At 42.0% G+C, this 25,027-nt stretch carries 16 protein-coding genes; 6 read left to right on the top strand and 10 right to left on the bottom strand.

What is annotated here, in order from left to right; translation table 11 throughout:
• Positions 1-18 precede the first annotated feature (18 nt).
• A complete protein-coding gene (locus tag G3569_RS00305) occupies positions 19-2,127 on the top strand; it encodes a glycoside hydrolase family 97 protein (protein ID WP_165264903.1) in 2,109 nt (702 codons plus the stop codon).
• A 64-nt stretch (positions 2,128-2,191) separates the two neighbouring features.
• On the opposite strand, the gene folD is transcribed toward G3569_RS00305, so the two are convergent.
• From folD to G3569_RS00285, 4 genes are all read right to left on the bottom strand, one after another.
• The gene (gene folD / locus G3569_RS00300) at positions 2,192-3,085 is read right to left on the bottom strand and encodes a bifunctional methylenetetrahydrofolate dehydrogenase/methenyltetrahydrofolate cyclohydrolase FolD (RefSeq protein ID WP_165264901.1); all 894 of its coding nucleotides are present in this window, start codon (positions 3,083-3,085) and stop codon (positions 2,192-2,194) included.
• A 78-nt stretch (positions 3,086-3,163) separates the two neighbouring features.
• A complete protein-coding gene (locus G3569_RS00295; RefSeq protein ID WP_165264899.1) occupies positions 3,164-4,531 on the bottom strand; it encodes a sigma-54-dependent transcriptional regulator in 1,368 nt (455 codons plus the stop codon).
• Positions 4,532-4,534: 3 nt separating this feature from the next.
• A complete protein-coding gene (gene dacB, locus G3569_RS00290; protein ID WP_165264897.1) occupies positions 4,535-6,001 on the bottom strand; it encodes a D-alanyl-D-alanine carboxypeptidase/D-alanyl-D-alanine endopeptidase in 1,467 nt (488 codons plus the stop codon).
• A 23-nt stretch (positions 6,002-6,024) separates the two neighbouring features.
• A complete protein-coding gene (locus tag G3569_RS00285) occupies positions 6,025-6,495 on the bottom strand; it encodes a PTS sugar transporter subunit IIA (RefSeq protein ID WP_165264895.1) in 471 nt (156 codons plus the stop codon).
• Positions 6,496-6,654: 159 nt separating this feature from the next.
• Here G3569_RS00285 and G3569_RS00280 point away from each other — a divergent pair, with 159 nt between their 5' ends.
• Genes G3569_RS00280 through G3569_RS00265 form a run of 4 tightly spaced genes read left to right on the top strand, consistent with a single transcriptional unit; the run spans position 6,655 to position 10,654 of the window.
• On the top strand, positions 6,655-7,323 hold the full coding sequence (locus G3569_RS00280; RefSeq protein ID WP_165264893.1) for a heme exporter protein CcmB: 669 nt from the start codon (positions 6,655-6,657) through the stop codon (positions 7,321-7,323).
• Between the two features lie 6 nt (positions 7,324-7,329).
• On the top strand, positions 7,330-8,532 hold the full coding sequence (locus tag G3569_RS00275) for a DNA polymerase III subunit (RefSeq protein WP_165264891.1): 1,203 nt from the start codon (positions 7,330-7,332) through the stop codon (positions 8,530-8,532).
• 9 nt (positions 8,533-8,541) lie between these two features.
• Complete coding sequence (gene dapF / locus G3569_RS00270; protein WP_165264889.1) at positions 8,542-9,369, top strand: diaminopimelate epimerase; 828 nt, start codon at positions 8,542-8,544, stop codon at positions 9,367-9,369.
• Positions 9,370-9,406: 37 nt separating this feature from the next.
• Positions 9,407-10,654 (top strand): type IX secretion system plug protein, encoded by a 1,248-nt coding sequence (locus G3569_RS00265; protein WP_165264887.1) that lies wholly within the window; start codon positions 9,407-9,409, stop codon positions 10,652-10,654.
• Between the two features lie 48 nt (positions 10,655-10,702).
• On the opposite strand, the gene G3569_RS00260 is transcribed toward G3569_RS00265, so the two are convergent.
• The 6 genes from G3569_RS00260 to G3569_RS00235 form a co-directional block, all read right to left on the bottom strand.
• The gene (locus G3569_RS00260; RefSeq protein WP_165264885.1) at positions 10,703-14,089 is read right to left on the bottom strand and encodes a peptidase MA family metallohydrolase; all 3,387 of its coding nucleotides are present in this window, start codon (positions 14,087-14,089) and stop codon (positions 10,703-10,705) included.
• A gap of 30 nt (positions 14,090-14,119) precedes the next feature.
• Positions 14,120-16,279: a ribonuclease R gene (gene rnr, locus G3569_RS00255; RefSeq protein ID WP_165264883.1), complete on the bottom strand. Its 2,160-nt coding sequence runs from the start codon at positions 16,277-16,279 to the stop codon at positions 14,120-14,122.
• A 28-nt stretch (positions 16,280-16,307) separates the two neighbouring features.
• A complete protein-coding gene (locus G3569_RS00250) occupies positions 16,308-20,984 on the bottom strand; it encodes a translocation/assembly module TamB domain-containing protein (protein ID WP_205719959.1) in 4,677 nt (1,558 codons plus the stop codon).
• Positions 20,985-21,067: 83 nt separating this feature from the next.
• The gene (gene aroB / locus G3569_RS00245; protein WP_165264879.1) at positions 21,068-22,159 is read right to left on the bottom strand and encodes a 3-dehydroquinate synthase; all 1,092 of its coding nucleotides are present in this window, start codon (positions 22,157-22,159) and stop codon (positions 21,068-21,070) included.
• Positions 22,143-22,703 carry a shikimate kinase gene (locus tag G3569_RS00240; RefSeq protein ID WP_165264877.1) on the bottom strand — a complete coding sequence of 187 codons (561 nt, stop codon included), beginning with the start codon at positions 22,701-22,703 and terminating at the stop codon, positions 22,143-22,145. Before G3569_RS00240 ends, aroB begins: the two co-directional genes overlap by 17 nt.
• Positions 22,704-22,712: 9 nt before the next feature.
• On the bottom strand, positions 22,713-24,299 hold the full coding sequence (locus G3569_RS00235; RefSeq protein ID WP_165264875.1) for an Rqc2 family fibronectin-binding protein: 1,587 nt from the start codon (positions 24,297-24,299) through the stop codon (positions 22,713-22,715).
• A gap of 55 nt (positions 24,300-24,354) precedes the next feature.
• Between G3569_RS00235 and G3569_RS00230 the strand changes: the two genes are divergently transcribed.
• Positions 24,355-25,005 (top strand): hypothetical protein, encoded by a 651-nt coding sequence (locus G3569_RS00230; protein ID WP_165264873.1) that lies wholly within the window; start codon positions 24,355-24,357, stop codon positions 25,003-25,005.
• Positions 25,006-25,027 lie beyond the last annotated feature (22 nt).

The raw sequence follows: 25,027 nt of genomic DNA, 5'->3' as shown, positions 1-25,027 counted from the left end.
TAAATCGTTTAACCGCATATGAAAGCGCTTACATTTGTAGTCTTTGTTCTCACCCTTTTAACAGTAGCATGTAATACCCAGCCACAAACAACCATCACTTCCCCCAATGGCGTGGTAGAGTTAAACTTTTTTCTCTCTGACCAAGGCCAAGCTCAATATGCCGTCGTATATAACGGTAATATCGTTATTGATAGTTCGAGCTTTGGTTTTGAATTCAAGAATCAAGCGGCTCTTAAAGAGGGAATTCAGATCAAAAACACAGCACACAATACGGTGGACAATAGCTGGAAACCAGTTTGGGGAGAACAAGAAACAATTCGTAATCATTACAAAGAGCTTCTTGTTGAATTGCAGGAACAAAAAGAACCACACCGTAGATTTAATATTCGGTTTAGGTTGTTTGATGATGGTCTCGGCTTCCGGTATGAATTTCCTGAGCAAGAAGCACTTGCCGACAGTGTGCATATCATGAATGAGCATACTGAATTTACGCTTACCAATGACCATACCGCATGGTGGATACCGGCCGACTATGACAGCTATGAATACAACTATAAACAGAGCCTCGTAAGCGAAATTGATGCTTCTGAGTTTAAGAGTGAAAATGAGCGGGTAGATCGACAGATAGACAATTTTAAAGCAGTTAACACTCCTGTTACCCTAAAAACAGATAACGGTATTTATCTCAGCTTGCACGAAGCAGACCTTACGGATTATGCCGGAATGACTCTGGGAATTGCTGACGGTCTAACACTAAAAAGTGAACTGGTACCCTGGGCAGATGGTACAAAAGTCAAAACCGAGGCTCCTTTTCATAGCCCGTGGCGAACGGTACAAATAGCTACAACAGCCGGCGATCTGGCAGAATCTTCCATGATCCTGAATCTGAATGCGCCCAATAAACTTCAAGACACCGATTGGATTACTCCCTTGAAGTACACCGGGGTCTGGTGGGAGCTACATATCGGGAAAACAAGCTGGAATTACAGCGATCAGGCTGAAGACTCGTTTGGTCAACAAGGTGGTACCGCTCATGGTGCAACTACTGAAAATGTAAAGAAGTATATCGATTTTAATGACCGGGTTAATATCAAAGGGTTGCTTGTAGAGGGATGGAATACCGGCTGGGAATATTGGGGAACAGATTCGTTGGGATTCTTCGACTTTACCACCCCCTACCCTGATTTTGATCTCCAAAAGGTAGCAACCTATGCCCGTAAAAATGATATTGCTCTTATTGGTCATCATGAGACATCCGGGCAGGCAGCTCACTACGAAACTAGATTGGATACCGCTTTTCAATTATATCAAAAGCATGGCATCCATCATATAAAAACAGGCTACGCGGGAGGAATTATTCCCAAAGGAGAATATCACCATGGGCAGTGGATGGTACAGCACTATCGTAAAGTCGTTGAAACCGCTGCGAAATATCAGATCGGTATTAATGCTCACGAACCTATAAAAGCGACTGGAATTCGCAGAACGTATCCCAACATGATGACCCGTGAAGGTGTACGGGGCATGGAGTACAATGCCTGGAGCGATGGCATGCCGCCGGAGCATACCACTATTTTACCATTTACCCGGGTCCTGGGCGGTCCGGTAGATTATACGCCCGGTATTTTTGATATTACTTTTGATCAATTCCGTGATAAAGAACAGGTCCATTCCACCCTGGCCAACCAATTGGCACTATATGTTATCCTGTATAGTCCCATGCAGATGGCTGCAGATCTTCCTGAAAATTATACTACTGAAGGAGGTGAAATACATCCTATGTTCCAATTCATTCAAGATGTACCTGTAAACTGGTCAGAATCTATAACCCCCATGGCAGCTATCGGAGATTATGTTGTAACCGCCCGAAAACAGAAAGACACGGCAAATTGGTATCTGGGAGCCGTAACAGATGAACAAGAGCGAACCATCAATATATCTCTGGACTTTTTGCAAAAAGGAAAATCTTACAACGCTACCATCTATCGCGATGGAAAAAAAGCCCATTGGCAAAGCAACCCTACCGATTATGACATTGAAAATCGAGAGGTTAGCAGTAATACTACGCTGAAACTCTGGCTGGCGCCTGGTGGCGGAACAGCAATATCCATTGAAAACCAAAAATAAAAAATAATAAGCTGGCCCTGTAATTCCAGACGTCCCAGAGTTACAGAGCTATGCTATAGTAGAACTATTGGGGATAGATTGACTTTTTAGCGGCGAGCAAGGTGTTTTTCATCAACATAGCCACCGTCATTGGGCCAACTCCGCCGGGCACCGGGGTAATCCAACTGGCTTTCTCTTTTACGCTTTCAAAGTCACAGTCGCCTACCAGACTGTAACCTTTCTCTTTGGTTTCATCAGCTACACGATTGATCCCCACATCAACAACTACTACTCCTTCTTTCACCATTTCGCCTTTAATAAGGTTGGGCTGCCCTGCTGCTACAATAAGAATATCTGCAGAAATAGTATGCTGGGTTAAGTCTTTGGTAAACTTATGGCAAACGGTAGTTGTAGCCTTGCCCTCTTCTCCCTTCTCTTTGTTGAGTAGAATCGAAATTGGACGACCCACGATATTACTGGCCCCCACTACAACGGCATGCTTTCCTTTGGTGGGGATACTATAGTGCTTGAACAACTCAATAATTCCCGCCGGTGTACACGACCGAAAGCTGGGTTGCCCTACTGTTAACCTTCCTACGTTCATAGGATGAAACCCATCTACATCTTTTCGATAATCGATAGATTCAATCACATTGTGAGATGACAAATGGTTGGGTAAGGGCAACTGTACCAAGATCCCATCTACCGAATCATCATTATTCAGCTCCTGTATTGTGGCCTCCAGCTCTTTAGCTGATATCGTATCGGGCAAACGCATGGTATCGGTTTCAATACCAACTTCTTTACAGGCCCGGGTCTTTGCCCCTACATACACATCCGAGGCAGGGTTATTCCCAACTAAAACAACCTGTAAAAAGGGTGCACGATTGCCCGATTCCACCCAATCATTTACGTCTTTTTTGACCTCATCACGCGTTAATTGTGCCACTTTTTTACCGTCAATAATTTTCGCTGACATCTTTTATACTAACTCATTAAAAATTAATAACCCTTATTAAAGACAAAGCACTGTCAAAATCACTGCCTAAAACCTATGTTACCTTTCAATATCGTACTTCTTCATCTTGTTGTACATATGGCTGCGTTGAATACCGATAGATTTGGCCGTCTGTGATATATTCCAATCGTGCTCTTCTAGTTTCCGGAATAAAAATAACCGTTCTGCTGATTCTTTAAAATCCTTAAACTGTTTAATTTCTTCTACTAAATTATCTATCCCATCGGTCTTTTTATGTCCCGATAGCGTCAGGTTTTGAACGTCCTCTTCTGTAATTTCATTACCATCAGCCAAGAGCCCAAGCCGCTCAATAGCATTTTGCAGCTCTCGTACATTTCCCGACCAGTCTTCTTTCTTTAATGCTTTCAGAGCCTTATCGGCAAAAGAAATTCCAGAAAACATAATATCTTTTTCTGCCAACTGATTAAGCCAATTCTGGGCTAAAAGTGGAATATCTTTTCTCCGCTTCCGCAGCGGTGGAACATGAATAGGAATTACATTTAGGCGATGATAAAGATCTTCTCGGAAGTTACCTTCGTTAATCTCATCCAGCAGCTCCTTATTTGTTGCCGCTATAACACGAACATCCACAGGAATTTTTTCACTTCCCCCTACCCGAGTGATCACATTTTCTTGTAAAGCGCGAAGTACTTTTGCCTGCGCATCAGGACTCATATCTCCCACTTCATCGAGAAATAGTGTGCCCCCGTCTGCCTGCTCAAACTTACCAATACGCTGACTGCTGGCCCCGGTAAAAGCCCCTTTTTCATGTCCAAACAGTTCACTTTCGAGCAAATCAGCCGGAATAGCAGCACAGTTTACCTCCACAAAAGGTCCACTATTGCGTTTACTCTTCTCATGGATCCATCGAGCGACCAGTTCTTTTCCTGTTCCGTTCTCTCCCGTAACCATTACTCGAGAGTTTGTACGGGCCACCTTGTCTATCGTCTTTTTTATCTGATGAATGGCATCGCTTTCTCCAATAATCTCGGGGACCTGGGGCAGCCGCGATTTTATCGTTTTATTCTCCTTTGAGAGTTGATACTGGTCCAGCGCATTACGCACACTTACCAATAGTCTGTTTAAGTCCGGAGGCTTCTCTATAAAATCAAAAGCCCCTTTTTTAGTAGCCTCCACGGCAATTTCGATATTACCGTGTCCAGAAATCATAATAACCGGGAAGTGGTAATTCTCCTCTTTGATTTTAGACAGAATCTCCATTCCATCCATGCCCTTCATTTTGATATCCAAAAGCATCAGATCTATGGACTTTTCCCCCACAAGCTCAAAAACCTGTTTTCCACTCTCTGCCTCTAAAACGGTATAGCCTTCAAATTCAAGGATATCCCGGAGAGAATTCCGAATACTTTGTTCATCATCAGTAACTAAAACCGTAGGTTGGGCCATTCGCTAAAATTTTTTATACAGTTGTTTTATGAGCTTATCCTGAACGTAATCAATATACGAAGTCTTGTCAGTATAATTATTTGTAACTACCGAAAAGGCCAACGTTTGTCCGGATTTGGCATTCATGTAACCACTTATAGAACGAACTCCTGAAACATAACCGGTTTTTCCAAATAGCTTACCTTCCAGGGGCGTATTTACAAAGCGATTTTTCAGAGATCCATCTACCCCCGCTATGGACAAACTTTTTTTATATATATTAAAGTGGGGATGCTCCTGCATTTTAATAAGCATTTGGCTCAAATCATCCACCGAAACCAACGTATTCGCTGCCATTCCGGAACCGTCATTCATTTCCAGCTTTGTTGTGTCCATCTTCATAGCAACGGCAAAATCTTCGACCAAACTAAGACCCAGCTCTGTATTGCCACGCGCATTATAGTGCTCGGCTGCCACTGTTTTCAACAACATTTCGGTGTAAAAGTTGTCGCTTTTCTTATTAACACGGGTCAACAGTTTTTTTAACGGTTTTGACTCATGCTGGGTAAGCAATTTATATCGTTTCGAATTCCAATTTACTTCTTGGGGATCCACGATAATACGTCCGTTTACAGAAACATCTCCATATTCGAGATATTTTTTAAAGGTATCCAGAAAAAATCTCGGGGCATTTAATATGGATAACGATTCTTTCTCTATATATCCCTTTGGCAACTTACTTCGCAATAAAATAGTATTGGTCCCCAAAAGTCGCCGATAATACTCATCATACTCAGTACCGCGTGGCGTAATAACCTGCTCATTGACGAAGCTAACATACTTTGTATCAAAGGGGAACCATTCGATACGGGGCTTTTCTCCAATCTGTACATCTGCATATACCCGCAGATCAACTGCATTATTATTAAATGACAATGCACTAATTTCTACCCCGTAATAAAAAGACAGGTCTTGCCAGCTCCACCCTTCAGGATAGGGTTGCTCATCAAAAAAAGCGGTATTGCCGATGAGATTGCCATTAATCTTTTGGATACCCATTGAATCAATGGCGGAATAAAACTTATCAAATACATGAAAGCGATCTTCATTATAAAAAGTGCCACTTATTGACGGATCACCTGAACCACGAATAATAATATCCCCTTCCCAGGTACCCCCTGCCTGGTAACCAATTCCATATATTTTTGTTTTAAAAGTATAATCAGGCCCCAGTTCATCAAGAATAGCTGCAGAGGTCAACAGTTTAATGTTTGAAGCCGGTCGTACTAATTTTTCATCGTTATATCGTTCTAAAATTTGTCCCGTCGAATCGCGTACAACCACCGACCAAAACGCGTCATTGGCAAGACTTTGTTCAATCGTATGCCTAATATCCGGTTGGGAAGAGTTAGATTGGGCAACTACCGGATCTGCAGCCCCCATTACCATCAAAAGAAATATTACCACATATATTATTTTATTTTGCGACATACAGTATCATTTTTATTTCTCTCTCAACCACTGAACGAGACATGTTCTTCATCTTTAAAGCGTTCAATAATATCTTCTGACGTTTTACATTCTCTCAGCGAATCCCGAAAATCCTTATTGTTCATTAACCGCGATATTCTACTCAATAGTTTTATATGCAAACTATTACTAGACTGTGGCCCCACGAGCAGAAACACCATATTTACCGGTTTATCATCAATAGCCTCATAATCTACCGGTTCATCAAGGATAGCAAATGCTGCATAGGTTTCTTGCAGACCCGCTGTTTTACCGTGAGGTATGGCCAGCCCCTTGCCAACGCCGGTAGACATTATTTTCTCTCGTTCGATAACAGCCTCCCGAACTCGTTCAATCTCCCCTTCTGATATGGTACCTTCCAGTGATGAAACTAGTTTATTTAAAATTTCAGCTTTATCATTGACTTCAAGAGCAGAAAATACAGTTTGGGGATCCAACAAGCTGAAAATGTTCATTCGGCAAAAAAAACTAAGTTATTAATTGTAATGCTGTTCAAATATACTCATCGTTTAAGATGTGATCCAACTATTTTAGTAAGTGAATCTTAACTTATTTTTTTGGATTAAAAAGAGCATACGCTTACTACTTCATCACAAATTTTGTAAACTTCGTCGATGGAATTTTTACAAGGAATAACGGCTGTACTGGCCAAGGATTTACAAACTGAACTCCGCTCACGATATGCTATCAATACCGTTCTGGCATTCGTAGGGGCTTCTTTACTGCTAATTTTGTTCGCATTAAATGCACAACAGTTATCCCCGACGCCAAAAAGTGCCCTTGTTTGGATTATCATTCTCTTTGCTGCACTCTCCAGCTTATCACGTTCTTTTGTGATGGAGACCGACCGCAAAACCTTTGATTTGCTACGGCTTCACGGCAAAGCCAGCGAAGTTTTTGTAGGCAAATTGTGCTACAATTATCTATTTACATTCTCGGTAAACATTGCCACCTTTTTACTCTATATTTTTCTTTTGGGGATGCCGATCGCAGACGGATGGGCACTTCTGTTGGTACTTATTCTGGGAACGGCAGGCCTCTCTGGCATTGCAACCATGCTTGCGGCCATCGTCTCTCAGGCTGATCGCAAGGGGGCCATCTTTTCTGTTTTAAGCATTCCATTGCTGTTTCCTCTGATATTAATACTCGTACGAACAACAAAAGCAGCCCTTATTGAAGGTTTTACCGAAAACTACTTAAACGATTTCTGGGCCCTGTTCGGTTATGCCGGTGTAACCATCACGGCCGGCATTTTACTTTTTGACTTTATTTGGGATGAATAAACCATCATGATAAACTATAATGAGCTAACATTTGAATTCGGCGACCAGCGTCTTGTAGGACAGGATTTTGCCCGAGAACAAATTGAACGAATTTTAAAATCGGGACGCATCAGCCATTCCTATCTATTTTCGGGGCCACCGGGAATTGGGAAAACTGCATTTGCCCTGGCCTTTGCAGAACTTATCAACGGTATTGATAACTTAACCAATCTGGGCAGCCAGGCATTTTCTAAAAAATCTTCATGGTTTAACCACCCCGACATTCACGCTTTTTTACCGGTGCCCACCAACGTTTCTGTGGATGAGCTTCGCAGTCGGCTGGAACTGCTAAAAAAAGATCCCTACGAAATTGTAGACTTTAGTCTTCGCCCTTCACTCACTAACGAAGATAGCACCAAAAACAAGCGAGCGTTTTATCCCATCGACTATTTCAGGGAAGAGATACGCCCAACAGCATATTATAAACCCAATGAGGGGCAAAAAACGGTTGTCATTATGACCGGTATCGAAAACATGAGAAAGGAGGCGGCAAATGCTTTTCTTAAGTTATTAGAAGAACCCGCCGAAGACCTGATGTTTCTGTTAACTACCGATCATACCGAGGCTTTACTGCCTACCATCATATCTCGATGCCAACACATTCAACTTTCGGCTTTAAAAACCGGCGAAATTGAGCAAGCCTTGATCCAGCAAGATGGGTTACCCGAAGACGATGCCGCTTACCTTGCCCGGGTATCGGGGGGTAATTATGCTATGACCCGCTTTTTTGATGTTGATACGCTCAAACAAACAAGGCAAGAGATTATCGAATACCTGCGCTATGCCTACGTTCAGGATGCCGTTAATATTACAGAAACAGCTCAAGACTGGCAAAGCCAACAAAATCTTGAAGGGCAGATCGCCGTACTCAATGTAATGGAAGTATTTCTGCGCGATCTGCTTGTATATCGATCTACTCAAAAGAAGTCATTAATTACCAATGCCGACCAGATTGATGTCATTAAGAAATTTTGCAAAACGCTCAGTGATGCCCGGTTAGAAGACATGATTGCCCAGGTAAACAACTGTAAACCAATGATTTACCAGAATGTACAACCCAAACTCATTTTTACTTCTCTGGCCCTTCGGTTTTCTAATTTGATGCGTAATATGGATCCGGTTATCTCTGATGATGAGTCCTGGAAACATTTACCTGCATTTAGCCAATAACAATATCTTATGTTTAACTCAGCCCTTCCATTTATTAAAATGCATGGTGCCGGCAACGACTTTGTCGTATTTGACAACCGCAAGCTTCAGCTTTCAGAAGAAGATATTGCCTCATTAGCTCCTGATATATGCGACAGAAAGTTTGGGGTTGGCTCTGATGGTATCCTGGCTTTGTCCATACCTCAAAAACCTGAGGCAGACTATACCATGATCTATCGCAACCCGGATGGAAGTAACGCCGGAATGTGCGGTAACGGGGCCCGCTGTATTGCCCTTTTTGCCTACTCCCTGGGCTTCGATGCCACTCATACTTTTAATGTACACAACCAGGTATACCAGGCAAAAATCATATCTGAAGATACGGTAAGCATCTCATTTCCGATGGAAGCATCGATTAGTGAACAACAAATCAATGAACGCCGGCTGTACCAGATACATACCGGCACAGAACATATTGTCACAACTGTTGAAGAGGCCGATCTCAAAAAAAGCGATCTACTTAAAAAGCAAGGAAAAAAACTGCGCTATCACGAACATTTTCAACCCAAAGGCACCAATGTTAATTTTATATGCGGCACAAATTCTAAGAGCCTGGAGCTGCAAACCTACGAACGGGGCGTTGAAGATTTAACATTGGCTTGTGGTACCGGAGCTATCGCCTCTGCCTTGGCATGGCATCATATTCAAAAACAGCATCAGCCAAATGCAAAATACCAAGTTAAAACAGAAGGCGGAACACTGAACATTCATTTCTCCTTTGATCGTAATACCAATACATATTCAAATATAAAACTTGAAGGTCCTGCCCATTTTGTTTTCAAAGGTACATTCTTATAGCAAATCAATTTTTATAGTTTTAGTATTATTGTTGGGGATGGGTTGCGCGCCATCAAAAGAATATTCCGGCGATAATAACTATACCCACCCTGTTTCTAATGGACTGAAAAACAGCCTTGCCCTACCCCAGCAAAAAGCTCCCCCAAGAGATATACAAAGCATTCAACTGCACCCAAAAGGCAATCCCAACGGAGCCCCGATACTATCATTAGGCTCACAACAAAAGCTGGTACTCTCTTTCGATTACCTGGCAGAAGAAAGCCGCCAGTTTAGAATACAGGTTTCTCATCGTACTCAAGACTGGAAAAAAAGTACTATCTCTCCTTCTACCTACCTCAACAGTTTTTCACACACGTACATACAGAGTGCCCGGGAAAGTTTTAGCCAGCGCACCTCGTATTGGCATGTAGAGCATGAGTTTCCCGGCAAACTTCGCCCCGCGGTAAGTGGCAATTACCTGTTAGAAATATACAGTTATACAAGCGGTGAGCTTCTTTTCTCTGTTCCATTCTTTATTACTGAAAATAAAGGGAGTCTCGACACACGTATTGAAAGATTATACAGTAAACGTAAAGATGGCCGCCCCCTGGACCAGCCGTTTAGCACCTATCACTATCCCGAATTTGTTGAGTATCCCCAGTTCGATCTTTCAATCTCGTTTGTGCAAAACCGTTTTTGGGGGCGAATGAAAGAAGCCGGATTCCTTGATACCATAGATCCGGGGCAATTACACGGGCATCTCAGGCGAAACCAGACTTATATCGGAAATTATGAATTTAACGTACTTGATTTGAGATCCTTTACCCCTGACGGGCAACAAATTATTGAGTACACCCCCGGAAAAACCCCGCCCTCGGTACTGCTTCGTCGCGACTCACAAACGCTGGATACCAACGCCCAACATCGATCAGCATCTGTTCTGGGAAGACCTCAAAACCATAGAAATAGCGAATATGGTCGTGTGAGATTTTCATTGGAAACAAACTCCAAATTTTCTGCCTCATCAAATATTTATATTGTGGGGCATTTCAATAACTGGATGATTACCCCGCTTAATAAGATGCAATATAATAGCGACCGAAAGCTTTGGGAAGGTAACGCCTTGGTCAAGCAGGGGCAGTACGCCTATAAATACGTACTTGTACGCTCAAATCGTATTTACGACCTCGCCCTGGATCATGGATTTCTATCGGCGCAACAAGAGTATTTGACGTTTGTTTACTTTAAAGATCCTGATAAAAAGTTTGATCGGATACTCAAAGTAAAACGCGTTATAGGCCGATAGAATATTTTATATATCCTGAAATACGGGACCAGATTTTATTTATGATCTTTAGAAATCTATTCCAATAGTAACATAGTGGATGGGATCATCACCAAATCCGTTGCGGTAATAAGGCCACCCCACGTCGTAACGGAGCGGGAACCCAAACAAGATTGTTCGTAAACCAAAGCCGGCACCCATCAGTATATCTCCTTCAACTGCTGGTACTTCAAAATAATCATCGGGATTGGCTGGAGGTTCTTTCTTTATATCCGAGGTTCCACGATTAACGTAATAGGTTACTTGTTCTCCAATTGCAAAATTAAGATCCTTATCATTTAATGTTGCAATTTTTTCATTCTGACCTTGAGAATTAAACACTTCTAACGGAATATCTTTACCCCAGGCCATACCAGCATCTACAAATGCAATCCCTGTAAGATTATAGAGTGGTAAAATAGGAACAGGTCCCGGCAAGAGTGCTGCAAATAGAGGGAATCGAAATTCCGCATTTAGCAGCGTATATTTGTCTCCATAGGTTGCATTATACGGATGCCCTCGCAGGGGCAGTGCCGGTTGAGTAAAAAACTGATCACTCAATTCTTCTATTGGCAAACTCTGGTTGGAATATTTTTGATTTATCCAGCCCAGCATTCCTCCCATAAAGAAATTTTGAGACTCTTTACCAAAAGATGCTGCCCCAGATCCCCTAACAGCGAAAGAATACCGTGACCCGAGGTTAAAGTATTTTCTATAGTCACCTAATACAGAAATAAACTCAGGCGTACTTCCTGTCAGTGGTGGACTACCGGTAATACTTAGTGAATATCTGGACCCGGCCCTGGGGGTAATAAAACCTCTTAGCGTTCTATCAGTCGTGTAAGTTACCTGCGGATGTAGAAAGGTGGAAGTTAAGTTTTCTGAGATATCCTGAAATGCAACGGTGTAATCTTGTGCCAATCCAAGCATTGATAAACTCACATCAATACGACGGAATTTATCGAAAGGATATCGCATATTTATAGCGCCTCCATACGATCGAAACCGGTATAAGCGACCCGAAAAGTCCTGGAAGTTATTTGAGTTATGAAAAAAGCTAAAGAGCCAATCAGTACGCTCTTTTAGGTAACCATACTGTAAAAAGTAGGTACTGTTTCTCAGATCAAGGTTGAGGTTACTACCAAATGATATCTGGTGGTTACCTAAGAGATCACTAAACTGAATCTGGGTAATTCCGTATGTTCCATAGCTGGTTGAAAAATTACCCCCTGCAAAAATAAGATCCGTGCTGAATTTCAATCGGTATTTTTGGGGTTGATACCGGCCATCCTCTGTCTTATTGCCTTCAAGATCAAACTTGGCTGCATCCAGATATTTTTCTTTGAAGACAGAATCTTCTTCTACCGAAGATTCAAAAACATAGTTTCTAAAATCGATATTTTCAGACTCTTGCCCCGTCTGTTGGGTCGTATCCTGTTTTGCTTCAGCAGTTTTCGCCAAGGTATCAACAACAGCTTCTTTCGGCATTGGATCAACTTTATCGGCCACCTTGTCTGTTAAGCTTGTCTCACTAAGGGAGTTGCTTGTTAACATTGCCCGAACATACCCTGTGGCCGGCACACGTTCTGCTTCAGTTTCCTGGGCTCTCCGCTTTGCCCAATGATTAGGTTCTAAAGGAGCATTCTTTTTACGAGAGAGCGGAGACTGCACCATAAAAATATCCAGATCGCCTTCGTTAATAGAGTTTACTGCCAATCGACTACCATCAGCACTTATTGACATCTGCCGAACCCCTGTCTGCAAGTCTGTTATCGGATTAGACGTACGATCACTTAGATCAATTTGATAAATATTGGAAATACCATTTTCATCTGACACATAAAATAGTCGGCCATCATGGGTTGTGGCGGGCTGTTGTTCATTCCATTTGGGTGTTTTGGTTAACCGTTTTGCCTTGGCATCCCCCATTGTAACAGCATAAATATCAGTACTGTAGAGATCATCATCCAATAACAACCGCGACGAATTCTTTACTGAATTTAGGGTTACTTCATCACCCCGTGTTGAAGTAAAATAAATAGTTTCTGAATCGCCCCCCCATGCAGGGTTATAATCGGAGATTACATCATTCGTTACGTTGTTAAACTCTTTACTCTGCAAGTTATACACATAAATATCCTGGTAAGGACCAATATTTCCATCAAACGCAATTTTATCGCCATCTGGCGACCACGCCACAGAGCCAATTGCATCCACTTTAGGGAACCTGATCATTTTTACTTTCCCGGTATTATAATCAACAATAGCCAGGTTATCTTCTCCCTTCGATTTTGTAGAAAGGGCGATCTTGGTACCATCCGGCGACCACGTAAGATTAGGGTTTAGAATATTAAGCTCTTCAAAATTAATATTGTCCTCCCCTTTAATAAGCGTTTTAATTTTTTTCCCGGTTATAGCACTAATAACAACCACGTCAAAATAACCGCGCTCATTAGTAATCATGGCAATTTTATCTCCTTGTGGAGAAATTGCCGGACTCGTATCATAGACCCCTCTTTTATCGCGTTCCGTAAGGTTTTCAGCAAAACTTGAAATCTTCTCTCTATTAGCTACTTCGGGCAGATAACGTTTACGATAGTAATCTTTCCACCGTTCACTTAATTCCTCCATGTCTAATCCCATCGTTCGCTCAAAAGTCAACTCGATATTGCGAGACGACTTCAGGTTTTGCATGATTTCTGTAATCTTTTGACGACCATATTCCTCCGCTATAAAATTCCAAACAGACTGTCCGCCCCGGTATGCGAAGAAACCTCCCAGTCGTGGAATAGGAGGCAAGTAGTTATTAATAACAGCATCTCTGATAAACATGTCTGTATTAGTATCCCATCCGAGTGACGTATATTCGGCCATCCCTTCGTTAAACCAAAGCGGTATTTGCAGGGCATTGCCACTTAGCCGCGATTGCACACTTCCGCCATAAAACATGTCATTAATAACGGCATGCTCCAGTTCGTGGTGCAAGGTACTTCTGAACTTCGTCCAATCGCCCCCAAAAGGCATGGTTATGCGGTTTTTATAGGGATCGGTAACCCCTCCGATACCTTCGGCGTCTACCGGTAACGGTACCACATTGGTCTGTGAGAAATCATTATGAGAATCGTAAATAATTACCTGGATACGATCAGCTATCTCATGGTCGAAATCGTCTCGATACTGCTTAAGGGCCGCCTCCAGCGAGTAGGCAGTAAAGTTAGCCAAGTCGTAATTTTTAGACTCATAATAATAGATATCAAAATGTTCTGACTGAATATATTTCCAGTCAAAATCTTTGTATTGCACCCTGTTTTTTCCAAAAGAGAGGTACTGGGCAGAAGCCTCTTGCACAAGGCTTCCTCCCAATGCTAATAGCAGTATGAGCAGTAACGATCGCCGTAATATTTGAGATGCGTTCATAGCAGAATCAATATTTATGGATAAATTAAATTATTCACCGTCATCAACAAGCTTCAAATCAATTTGTCGTGCTTCTATGTCAGTTTTAACAACTTTCACACGAATTTCTTTCCCCAGCTGATACTTTTTGCCTTTATTTCGTCCAACCAAGCAATGTTGATTTTCCTTGTATTCATAATAATCATCGGTTAAATCACTTACTCGTACCATCCCTTCGCAGTGCAGATCTTTCAGATCCACAAACACACCACTGCTCATTACACCACTTATGACCCCGTCGAAATCTTCACCGAGGTGTTGGCTTAGGTATTCAACTTGTTTTAACTTAACCGAATCACGTTCTGCATCAATAGCAGATCGTTCTTGCTCACTGCAATGTGAGCCCATCTTTTTTAGTTCATTATATGAATAACTCGGTTTACCGGCACCGTAGCTTTTCAGCAAGCGGTGGACCAGTACATCTGGGTAACGACGGATGGGGCTGGTAAAGTGTGCATAATCTTCAAAGCCAAGCCCAAAGTGCCCAATATTGTCAGGGCTGTACTCTGCCTTCGACATCGCCCGCAACATCAAGTCATTAACCGTGAGTTCAAGCGAGGTATCTTTTATCTGTTCCAGCAATACATTAATCGCTTTTGAGCTCACTGTTGGGCTATCAATATGAAAGTTGATCCCAATAGGTTTCACATTTTCTTCAATATTTCTGAGTTTGTCAAGATCCGGTTGATCGTGGATACGGTATAAGAACGGATACAAATCATCATTATTTTTCTTATGAGATTGTTCCCGTAGATTGTCTATATGTTTGGCTACGGTTTGGTTTGCCATCAACATACACTCTTCAATAAGCCGGTGTGCAAACAATCGTTCTTTAAGTTTCACATCAATAGGCGTGCCATCATCATCTAAAATGAATTTTGGCTCAGGTGTTTCAAAGTTAATACTACCTTCGGCAAAACGTTTGTCGATCAGCGTATGTGCAAGCTTGGCTGCAGTCTGTATCTCCACGGCAAATTCACTGTCGGCTCCGTCAATAACCTCTTGCGCCTGTTCATAAGTAAATCGTTTATCAGAATGGATAACCGTCTCTTCGATAGAGTAATCCACCATTTTACCATTGGGAGCAATCTCCATAAAACAACTGTAAGCTAATTTATCATCATGAGGACTTAAACTACATACCCCATTACTGAGCTTCTCCGGCAGCATCGGTATCACCCGATCCACAAGATATACACTGGTTCCCCGGTTATAGGCTTCATCATCAAGAACGGTATTACGTGGCATATAGTGAGTAACATCGGCAATATGCACGCCCAGGTAATAGTTACCATTATTTAGGACTTTAATACTCAGAGCATCATCAAAATCTTTAGCCGTATCGGGATCAATCGTAAAGACCGTCTCATCGCGGATATCGCGTCGACGATTAATTTCGTGCTCTGTAATGCCAGTTTCCATATTTTCGGCATAATCTACCACCTCTTCAGGAAAACCGGCTTTAATATCATTTTCTGCCAATATGGAAAGTACATTGGCATCGTTGCTGCCCTCTTTTCCAAGAATTTCAACGATATTAGCTTCCGGCAAAGATTGCGGATGCACCCAGTCTACGAGTTCGAAGACAACTTTATCTCCCGGTTGGGCATAGCCAATATTGTCGGGAAGAATAAAGAATTCTGTATGGGCTGATTTTTCATCGGGTTTAATAAGGTAATTTTGTTTACCCTGTTTGTTGAGGGTACCAACAAAAATACTTTTGCCGCGCTCTAGTACTTCAATAACTTTTCCTTCTTGACGATCTTTCCGCCCCCTGCTAAAGAGCTCTACCTTTACTTTATCATCCTGTAGAGCAGTTCCCAGATGTTTTGAAGGAATACGCACATCTTCGTCGAAGGCATCCGTAATTAAATATCCGGTGCCACGTCTGCTTATATCGAGCTTACCGGTAACGGTATTTTTACTTTGTTCTTGTCCATTGCCGGCCAGCTGAATAGATCCGCCCTTACGTTTAACGATAAGGTTTCGGTCAAACAGACTGTTGATTACACTCTTTAATCGTTTATTGTCTTGTCCACTGTTTATTTGCAAAATATTCTTCAGAACATCGAATGGCAGATGCGCATTCGGATTCTTGCGAAGAATTTTGAGGATAATTTCCTCGAATGTTTCTTTTTTACTTTTACTCATTGAATATGTTCTAAATTCTTAAAAATTCTTACTTCTCTTCTTCTACTGCTTTCTGATTAGATAATTCTTCTTTGCTTTTTTCTTTGTTTTTCTTTGATCCAAAAATACTGTTAAAAAAATCTTTTATTCTTCCCATTAACTCTTTCCAACTATTAAATTGTACTTGGGATTCCAATCCAATGCCATCAACACTGGGCGTAACATCCCCGGTTTGTGTTCCAGGGCTGCCCAGACTGTTCAAGACCTGATCTTGGCGGTGGAAAGCGGTAAGCGATAATCCGCGCTGAATTCGGTAGGTTGCATTAATATCTCCTATACGATCACTAAACGACTGTTGTGAACCACCGCCTGTAATCTGACCTTCACGCCGTAAAATGAGTCGATCGTTATACAATCGCAATGCAATTCCCAAATCGACTTCATTATAGGCGTTCAAATTAAAGTCTACATCCAGCCGATTTACATCACTGTTAAGTAACGCATTTATTTGGTTAGATAATAATGGACTTATTACCTGGTTAGAAATTAGTGGATTTATTACGGTTGAACCCCTGGTGAGGTTTTGACTCAGTGAGGCCGTTGCACTACCTGTTCCTTCAGTTGGAATAAACTGCCCGGAAAGCAAAATACTGGTAGCTTGGAATAATTTCTGTTCTTCATCGCGATTTATTTGATTGATCGTATACTGCATTGTTGAGTTAGAAGACAGATCAATTGAAGACGGCAAGCGGAAGTAGTAATTATTTTCTACACTGTTTAGCGTACCGTTAATCTCCAAAATAAGTTCAATAGGTACACGCTGCCCATTCCTTTGATTTTGAGACTCCAGGGTTGTCTCTGAGGTGAGCGTAGCAATATTGGGGCGGGCCCGATAAACCGCACTGATATCTAACCGTGCATTATCAGGCGGCCCTTCCCACGCAATCGTTCCTCCCGGTTCCAACTCTAGATTTCGACTGATAATTTCACCGGTAACAAACTGATAATCCCCGCTATTAATATTATAGCGCCCAAACATCTGAACATCCTGGTCTTGCATGCTAATACGCATCTGCCCGGTGCCCTGTGCCGTTAATACCTCACCCAATACCGGATCAAAAATAAGATTTACCGTAATATTTTCAGGGGCATTAAATTGCAGATCCAGATCAAAACGCTCGCTAAATGTCATATTTTCGAGAGCAAGCTCCAGTTGTTCTTCATCCATCTGGGCCGGATCTACATTATTGCCATTTTCTGCTTCTTCCGTTGACTGATCAAACGATTCTACAAATCGAATAAATTTGCTGTTCTTGCTCAGCTCCGTTTCCTCGAGTAATGGAATAGAAACTTCCGAATCGCTGGTCACACGTACCGGATTTTGCGTTCTCATATACAAATCGGTATTGGACCCTGTGAGACGAACAACGCCAGTACCCGAAACACTCCCAAAAAATGGCACATCGGGATCCATTGTATTATTCAGGAACTGTAGCCGCTGCATATCAAGGGTGAGATCAAGGTAGGTAATGGGATCAAAATCATTCAGATCTACCACCCCGGTAACCACTCCGGTACCTCCCTTTGTATCCATAACATCTAATGAATCGAGGACTACCCCCTTGTGGCGATCAAATTCAACAGGCCCACTTACAAAGTAGTTGGTATTAACAAACCGGGGCTTGGCAAATACATTTTTGGTATCGAAATTGGCATTAAAGTCAAAATCATCGAAGTTACCGGTAATATAGCCCTCTCCGGTAGCCTGTCCCTCCATATTTTTAAACACCTTATCCACAATAAGGGGAATCACCCACATATCGATTTGGTTGAAATCCGCATCAAAATAGAAGACGGTATCCTGTTTTACTTCTGGCTTGGGCGTCACGAAATACCCATCAAGACGTATATCCTGCCCTATGCCATCGTTAGATTTCAGATAATCACTGTATTTTGTGCTGTCAGTTTTAATATCAATTTGGGTGTCGAACTGTTCGTTTATTGGGTTAAACTCACTGTTGAAAGTAACATCGCCCACCAACCGATTATTTAAATGAAATTTCTCAACATCGAGATCACCCTGAATACTCGGGCGGCGCGTTAAAGATCGGGTTACAAGGGTACCATCCAAAACACCACTGAAATTGATCTTTCCTTTAATTAATTCCGAAATGCGCCCTAATTTAATATCACGTAAAATATAGGTTAGCGAATCAGTCCTGTTTTTACTGAGCACTCCTTGCAGTTTGAAATATTCATTTTGATTCTGAAAACTAAAATCTCGAAATGATACCTCGCCGCTGCGATGGTAAGAGAAAGAAGGCAGATGCTCGTTTGTCCATGCATATCTATTGTTTCCTACATAAAACTCGGGAATCGACACAGATATTGTTGAATCTGATAATGATGAGTTCAATGTCATATTGAATTCGGCATTATCAGAAATACTACCTACGTATTGTTTATAATGTGCAGAATCTTGCTTGACAGATAAATTAAATCCCAGGGAATCCATATCTACAGAAGGTGTTTTCACCTCTCCGATACGTGTCTGGAGATCAACTGTCGAAAACTCTTTGAAGCTACGATCGCTTCTGAAACTCGCTGTCATTTGTGTACGGCTGTCGCTAAAATCAAACTGATTATAGTGTAAGGTATCAGCTTGCACTTCGGCCGATAACAGCAGACGAGTACCATCGGTATTGGCACTGAATGAAATCTTGGAATCTGTTTGTATCGTCGGGAAATTGGGTATATATCGTTTAATGAGCGTCAGATCCTTTGCTGATATACTCCCTTCCAGTACTATTGGTTCTTGGGGAGGCTCAGGTTGTACAGAACCTGTAACAACTGTTGTATCCATCAATACCTCTTTACGAAACTGTTGCGTCAAAAGAGGAACCCAAAATTTGCTGTGAGATATGATAGCTCTAGGCTTGATATCACCGGATACATTCATATCGAACACAGAACTGGTTAGCCGGAGAGACCTATTCTCCTTATCCACATCGTTTAAATCTACATAAAACTGGTGCGCACGTACAGAGTCGGCACCAATTACAGAGGGACGAACATCAAGGTTTGCCCTCCCATGAAGGTGATCGATCCGCAGATCTTCGATTTCTGTGTTATAATCAAAATTGAGCTTAGTTGATACTACGGAAGTATTATTAACCAGCTTTCCAAGATCCATATTGTCGGCACTGCCACTCATTGTCAATACATACGGCTTTTCGGTGAAATCAACATTACCGGAACCACTCAGCTTTTCATCACCATTGTTGTATTTATATTCGTGCTCCCAGACCTTATTGGCCAACGACGAAGTCACCTCCAGCTCTTGAATAGGGATATGATCTGCAAAACTGTTGGTAAATGTAGCAGTAAAATAGCTTTTTGCTTTTCCAAGGGTAACCCCGCGGCCTCTCAGAGAAGCACTAAAATTTAAAGATGTAGTATCAAATGTAGCCGGTACCAGTGGACTAACATCCAGCTTTGAAGCCTCAAGAGAACCCGAGTACTCGTAGGGCTCTTTTAAATCGCTCTGTCCCTTCATAGTCAGTTCTCCAAGTGGGCTCTCAAACTGCAGGTCAACCTCTACAGAATCTAAAGAACCGGCGGCCTTACCTGAAGCCCTAAGATTTTCTAACGCCTGATACTGTGGGGCAGAAAGCGTAGGAGTAAGTTTATTAATATCCTTCTTGTACAACGTTAGCTCATCCAAAAAGATATCATATGAAAATGCTTCTTTACTCTGCAACTTTTTAAAAGAACCATTCAAACTTATTCTACTCTTTCCCAAACCAACGGATGCATAATCAACGCCCAGAGAATCCGTGGTACCTTCTGCTTCCACATCTAAGGTAAACAAAGCATCAGTTTTGGGCAGAGCGGGAATAACATCACGCAGATCACGGGGACGCAGTTGTTCAGAACGCACCCATACATTGTAATGAGCCTCTAATAGTTGAGCAGTAAAATCAGGCTCCAGAATATTAACCCCGTCAATTTCTCCATTTAAGATAACCCGTGAATTATCTAAATTGACGTAAAATGAGTTAAACTCCAGGTATCGATCATCGTTGTAAACTTGTCCCGAAAATGAGATATCATCGATACCCAGATTTTCCGTATTAGCCGAAAATGATTCAACATCCAGGTAACGTTGTTCTTCACTCCAATCAACAAAAAAGCCGGCATTGATATCAGTTATGGCAAATGATTGCGGCAGGTTACCAATCTGATTCTTCTTCGTAGCAGATTTTAGATAAATATTGCCCTGTTTCACCTCCATAGTAGGAGCTACCACTTCTACCGTTGTAAACCATGAATTTTCTTCGGAGCCCTGCTTTGTAATCATTTTCTTTTGACGCGGTCGCAAAAACCGGCTCCGCCCCTTCCGGTCCGCTTTTAACCAAATGTTCGGTTGATCTACTGAAAATCCTGTAATGGTAATGCGATTTTGAAGCAGCCCCCATACATCTATTCGACTGTTGATCGTTTTTATTGACGCCAGGGTATCTGCGGATAAAGAATCAGTACCCGTTAGCAAAACATCTTGCATGGAAAGCTGGAAGGGTAAAAAGCCATCCAGTTCTCCCACCGATATTTCGGCATGATAAGATCGTTCGATCTTTTGCTCTATGCGGTCCAGTAGATAATCTTGCGTTGCATCAAGCTGCAATAACCCCAACAGTGTTGCCCCAACAATAACTATTACCAGCAAAAGGGAGAGAACAATCCCCCAAAAATATTTCCAACTCTTATGTAACCAGCGAAAAAACACTTATAATTTCGTATAAAACCGTTTTAATTGAATTGGGATAATGCATATTCCCACGATTCCTGCAGCAATGAATAGTCAGTGCACTCGTGAATATAAGGGGAACCCCACTCATTCAATAACACTAATCGTATGGTATTATTTTTTACTTTTTTATCTAATTTCATTGCATTTATCAGTTGGTCCACCTCTTCGGGTAATGTTGCCATCTGCTGCTTATAAGAAGAGATAAACGGAGCAAAGCGTGTATCATCCACCGGGTGCCCCAGTTGAGCTGAAAAATAGGTGGCGGCAATCATCCCAACAAAGACCGCTTCGCCATGCGATAACTCGCCATAACCCGACAAGTTTTCCAGGGCATGACCAAAAGTATGGCCAAAATTAAGATACGCTCTTTTACCTGCTTCAAGGGCATCTTGCTGTACAATATCTACCTTGATACGTACACTTTCACGGATTACATTCTGCCACTGGTCTTTGGGGCTTAGTGAATCGTCAACCAATGTCTGCAGCTTATCAAATATGGTAGGATTATCAATGGCGGCATATTTCAGAATTTCAGCCATTCCGGTAATCCATTCGGCATGTTCAAGAGTCTCTAAAAAAGAGATATCCGTAAATACGGCATCCGGTTGATAAAAAGCTCCTATCAGATTTTTGCCTGTTTCATGATTAATTCCCGTTTTTCCTCCAATAGAACTGTCAACCATTGCCAATAAAGAGGTTGGCATATGTAACAAGGGAATGCCTCGTAATACCGAAGCAGCAACAAAGCCACCGAGATCTCCGGTTACTCCTCCTCCTACCGCCAGAAGTGGAGTACTTCGTTCTACCCCTTCTTCTAACAGGGTATTAACATGTTTGTTCCATTCAGACATAGATTTAGAAGTCTCACCCTCAGGCACTTCTAACATCATCACCCGCTCAAAAGCCTTGCTGCACATTTTTTCAACGTTACTTCCATGCAGCCTGTTAACTTTTTCATCTATCATTACATAGATACGGTCGCCTGAAAAACGGTTATTGCAAAAGCGAACAAATGAAGAATCCAGGTTTTCACCAACAATTACTCCATACTTTTGCAACTGGGAAATTTGAACATCAATAATATCCGACATGGTTTTTAATCTTCTTTAATAGGGTCTGTACCAACTCTTCCGGCTTCTTACTTCCATCATTTGTTACTGTAATTACGGCCTGCTCATAGAGCGGTAACCGTTCATCGTAAAGATCTTGTAATTCCTTTTGGAGGGTTTTCCTGCTTTTGGGGTTCCCTTTATCATCCAATAAAAGCGGGCGGTTCTCATCACCGGAAATGCGATCTAAAATAACGGAAATTGGAGTCTCAATAAAGACCAATAAGCCATTCAATTTAAGATGGTCAACCAAGTGCTGATTTTGGAGGCTCCCTCCCCCCAGGGCCACAACCCCCTTGTAATTGCGAGCTACCGCTAACAGGGCCCGGCGTTCTGCCGTACGAAAGCCCGGCTCTCCCGACTGTTCAAAAATCTCGGGGATTTTTTGCCCCGCATCCTCTTCAATTTTATCATCGAGATCCAGGAAATTACACTCCAGCCTCTCTGCCAGGGCTCGACCTACCGTTGACTTTCCGGCTCCCATAAAGCCGGACAAGAAAATAATATCAGGTAAATTTGAAATCATTGATATAATTTATTGTTCAGGTTTCATTGGCGGCACCATCTGTACCTGCTCCCGTTCTACTACTACCGCTCCGGGAGCAGCTCCTTTTGGCTTTCGCACATATTTGCGTTTGGTATACATGACCGGGGCCGACTTCATACCCCGTGCTTTTGAAAAATATGCAGCATAACTGGCAGCCTTAAGTATAACCTGCTTGGGCGGATAATCTTTTCTGTTTCCCATACGGATAACAACATGAGAACCTCCCACTCCCCGGGCATGTAACCAGATATCCTCTTTATGAGCATGGCTGGTAAGCTGATCGTTGCTCTTGGCATTTTTTCCAATCCAAATTTCAAACTTTCCTTCTTTGTATTTTCGAAATGGAGACTTGGCTTGTTTTTCTTCATCCCCCCCAAAACCGAACTCTTTTAGCACTTTTTTGTGCTGTTTTATCCAGTCCTCCAGATCATATAGTCGATCAATATTTTCTATCTGCTCCAACAACTGGTTCACCTGTTCCAGTTCTTGCTTGACTTTTGGCAATCGCTGACGTGCATTTTGATACGATTTTTTGGCATCTTTCGCCTTCTCATAATAGTATTCTGCATTTCCGGCTATATCTTTCTCTTCTTTTAGCGGTATGGTGATCGCCTCATTATCCTCATAAAAATCTTCGACGGTAAGTTCCGTTGTCCCTTCATTAATCTCTTCGTGCGCATGTGCCATTAATAAATGCCCATATTTTTCATACTTCTCAGAACGTACCAGGCTTTTATCGGCCTGTTGCAGCTGTTGTACCAACGACTCTTTTTGCGCTTTACTGCGCTCTAGGAATTCTAGCACATCTTCTTTTTTATTATGAAGCCTGCGCAGGTGTACCGCATTCTTATAGGCAAAAGCCACACAATCATTTACCGTATCACACTCTTTTTCACTGGAAATATTGAGCCACTGTTTCGACCACAAACAGAAATCTCCGGTCTTCAACACCCGAGGGTGTGGATCTTCAATCAAAGCCTCGGTAAGCTCATTGGTAAATGTCTTAACGTTCTCCGGCTCCATCTCATCCACCTCATGCTCTTCAATAATATATGGCAACAGGTTTCTTGGTAACAGTGGATTTATTTCTGTCATCTGGTTCTTGGCATTTCTGCGCGGGCTCACTTCTTCCTTAAACTCAGGAGCATGCGGTTCGAGCGGAGCCTGCCCTTTCACCTCTTCAGGATTTTTAAAGGCATCAATAATTTCATTATCCCGAATCACAAACACATTGGGATGTCCACTAAAGAGTTTAAATTGCAGATGATCTCCATTCTCGAAATGTATAGTTACCAATCGATCTTTATCTGCCAACTGCATCTCAGTAATTTCTTTATCCTCGAGCATCGAAAAGAAGTCAATCACGTTACGCTTTTTAGGAGGACGATAAAAATCATGAAATAAAACAGTTTCTCTAGAGTTTGCACTAAAGATAAGACGCGAGGTCTCCCCATTTTTTTCTACATATATATGCAATACATCTTTGTGCGGACTGATGGCAAAGCGAAAAAAACCACCGCAAATTTTTTCTTTTATCTCGCGGTTTAAATATATTAACGTGTAAAAGTTGTTCATGCGTTTATGGAGGCGTTCTTCAACAATTTTGGAAAAAACAACTAAGGTTTAACGAATGACATACCCGATTTTCAACTCGGTCGTGAACCGAATCGAAGCCGATCTTAAAAAGAGAGATATCACTATAAATTCTTTTCGAACATGGCATGAAGATAGAATAAATGCAACGGGACTGGAAATTGAAATTGATTTAAATAAGAAGACCAATTATTTAAAAGCCCTGTCAATTAATTTTGATTGGGATCGCTTTCGTGAAACGGTACTGGCCCAAGAACTTGAAGGCATGGAAGCACATCCATTCTTGCAGGACGACAATAAAGTAGAAACCTCTATTTCTCCTGTTATTGATATCGAAGTTACCTGGCTGTTCGACCAAAAGGCACCTCATCCCAGGCTAGCTGCTCAAAATGGCAATTATCGCTTAAGTGTGGCAAGCGAGTGGATGGAAGAGATCAGCAAAGAGGTCAATGAGTTATTGGCCGACGATGATATCATCACCCGCTGGCACATAGAGGTTGAAGGTACTGAAAGCAGCAAATACCTGTCCGCTGTCAATCTCATATCCTATTTCCAGTATACCCTTTCTGATCTCAATACACTCAATGAAGTCCACGAATTTGTAAGTAAGAGACTGCAAGAATTACTGGTCAAATCTAATCGTGTGCTTAAAATTGCCGATCAGACATTGGAATCTCAGGCTGCTTAAGAGCTCCTCAGGCATCTACTGT

Source organism: Fodinibius halophilus (assembly GCF_011059105.1).
In the GTDB taxonomy this organism is placed as follows: domain Bacteria; phylum Bacteroidota; class Rhodothermia; order Balneolales; family Balneolaceae; genus Fodinibius; species Fodinibius halophilus.
The sequence above is the reverse complement of the archived record's forward strand: the minus strand, read 5'-3'. Positions and strand labels throughout refer to the sequence as shown.

What these genes read in the sequence shown, in the direction of transcription:
- G3569_RS00280 (WP_165264893.1), top strand. Translation starts at nt 6,655, where the DNA reads ATGGAATTTTTACAAGGAATAACGGCTGTACTGGCCAAGGATTTACAA.
- G3569_RS00235 (WP_165264875.1), bottom strand. Translation starts at nt 24,299, where the DNA reads ATGAACAACTTTTACACGTTAATATATTTAAACCGCGAGATAAAAGAA.
- G3569_RS00305 (WP_165264903.1), top strand. Translation starts at nt 19, where the DNA reads ATGAAAGCGCTTACATTTGTAGTCTTTGTTCTCACCCTTTTAACAGTA.
- G3569_RS00275 (WP_165264891.1), top strand. Translation starts at nt 7,330, where the DNA reads ATGATAAACTATAATGAGCTAACATTTGAATTCGGCGACCAGCGTCTT.
- G3569_RS00295 (WP_165264899.1), bottom strand. Translation starts at nt 4,531, where the DNA reads ATGGCCCAACCTACGGTTTTAGTTACTGATGATGAACAAAGTATTCGG.
- dapF (WP_165264889.1), top strand. Translation starts at nt 8,542, where the DNA reads ATGTTTAACTCAGCCCTTCCATTTATTAAAATGCATGGTGCCGGCAAC.
- G3569_RS00285 (WP_165264895.1), bottom strand. Translation starts at nt 6,495, where the DNA reads ATGAACATTTTCAGCTTGTTGGATCCCCAAACTGTATTTTCTGCTCTT.
- dacB (WP_165264897.1), bottom strand. Translation starts at nt 6,001, where the DNA reads ATGTCGCAAAATAAAATAATATATGTGGTAATATTTCTTTTGATGGTA.
- rnr (WP_165264883.1), bottom strand. Translation starts at nt 16,279, where the DNA reads ATGAGTAAAAGTAAAAAAGAAACATTCGAGGAAATTATCCTCAAAATT.
- G3569_RS00240 (WP_165264877.1), bottom strand. Translation starts at nt 22,703, where the DNA reads ATGATTTCAAATTTACCTGATATTATTTTCTTGTCCGGCTTTATGGGA.
- aroB (WP_165264879.1), bottom strand. Translation starts at nt 22,159, where the DNA reads ATGTCGGATATTATTGATGTTCAAATTTCCCAGTTGCAAAAGTATGGA.
- G3569_RS00230 (WP_165264873.1), top strand. Translation starts at nt 24,355, where the DNA reads ATGACATACCCGATTTTCAACTCGGTCGTGAACCGAATCGAAGCCGAT.
- folD (WP_165264901.1), bottom strand. Translation starts at nt 3,085, where the DNA reads ATGTCAGCGAAAATTATTGACGGTAAAAAAGTGGCACAATTAACGCGT.
- G3569_RS00260 (WP_165264885.1), bottom strand. Translation starts at nt 14,089, where the DNA reads ATGAACGCATCTCAAATATTACGGCGATCGTTACTGCTCATACTGCTA.
- G3569_RS00265 (WP_165264887.1), top strand. Translation starts at nt 9,407, where the DNA reads ATGGGTTGCGCGCCATCAAAAGAATATTCCGGCGATAATAACTATACC.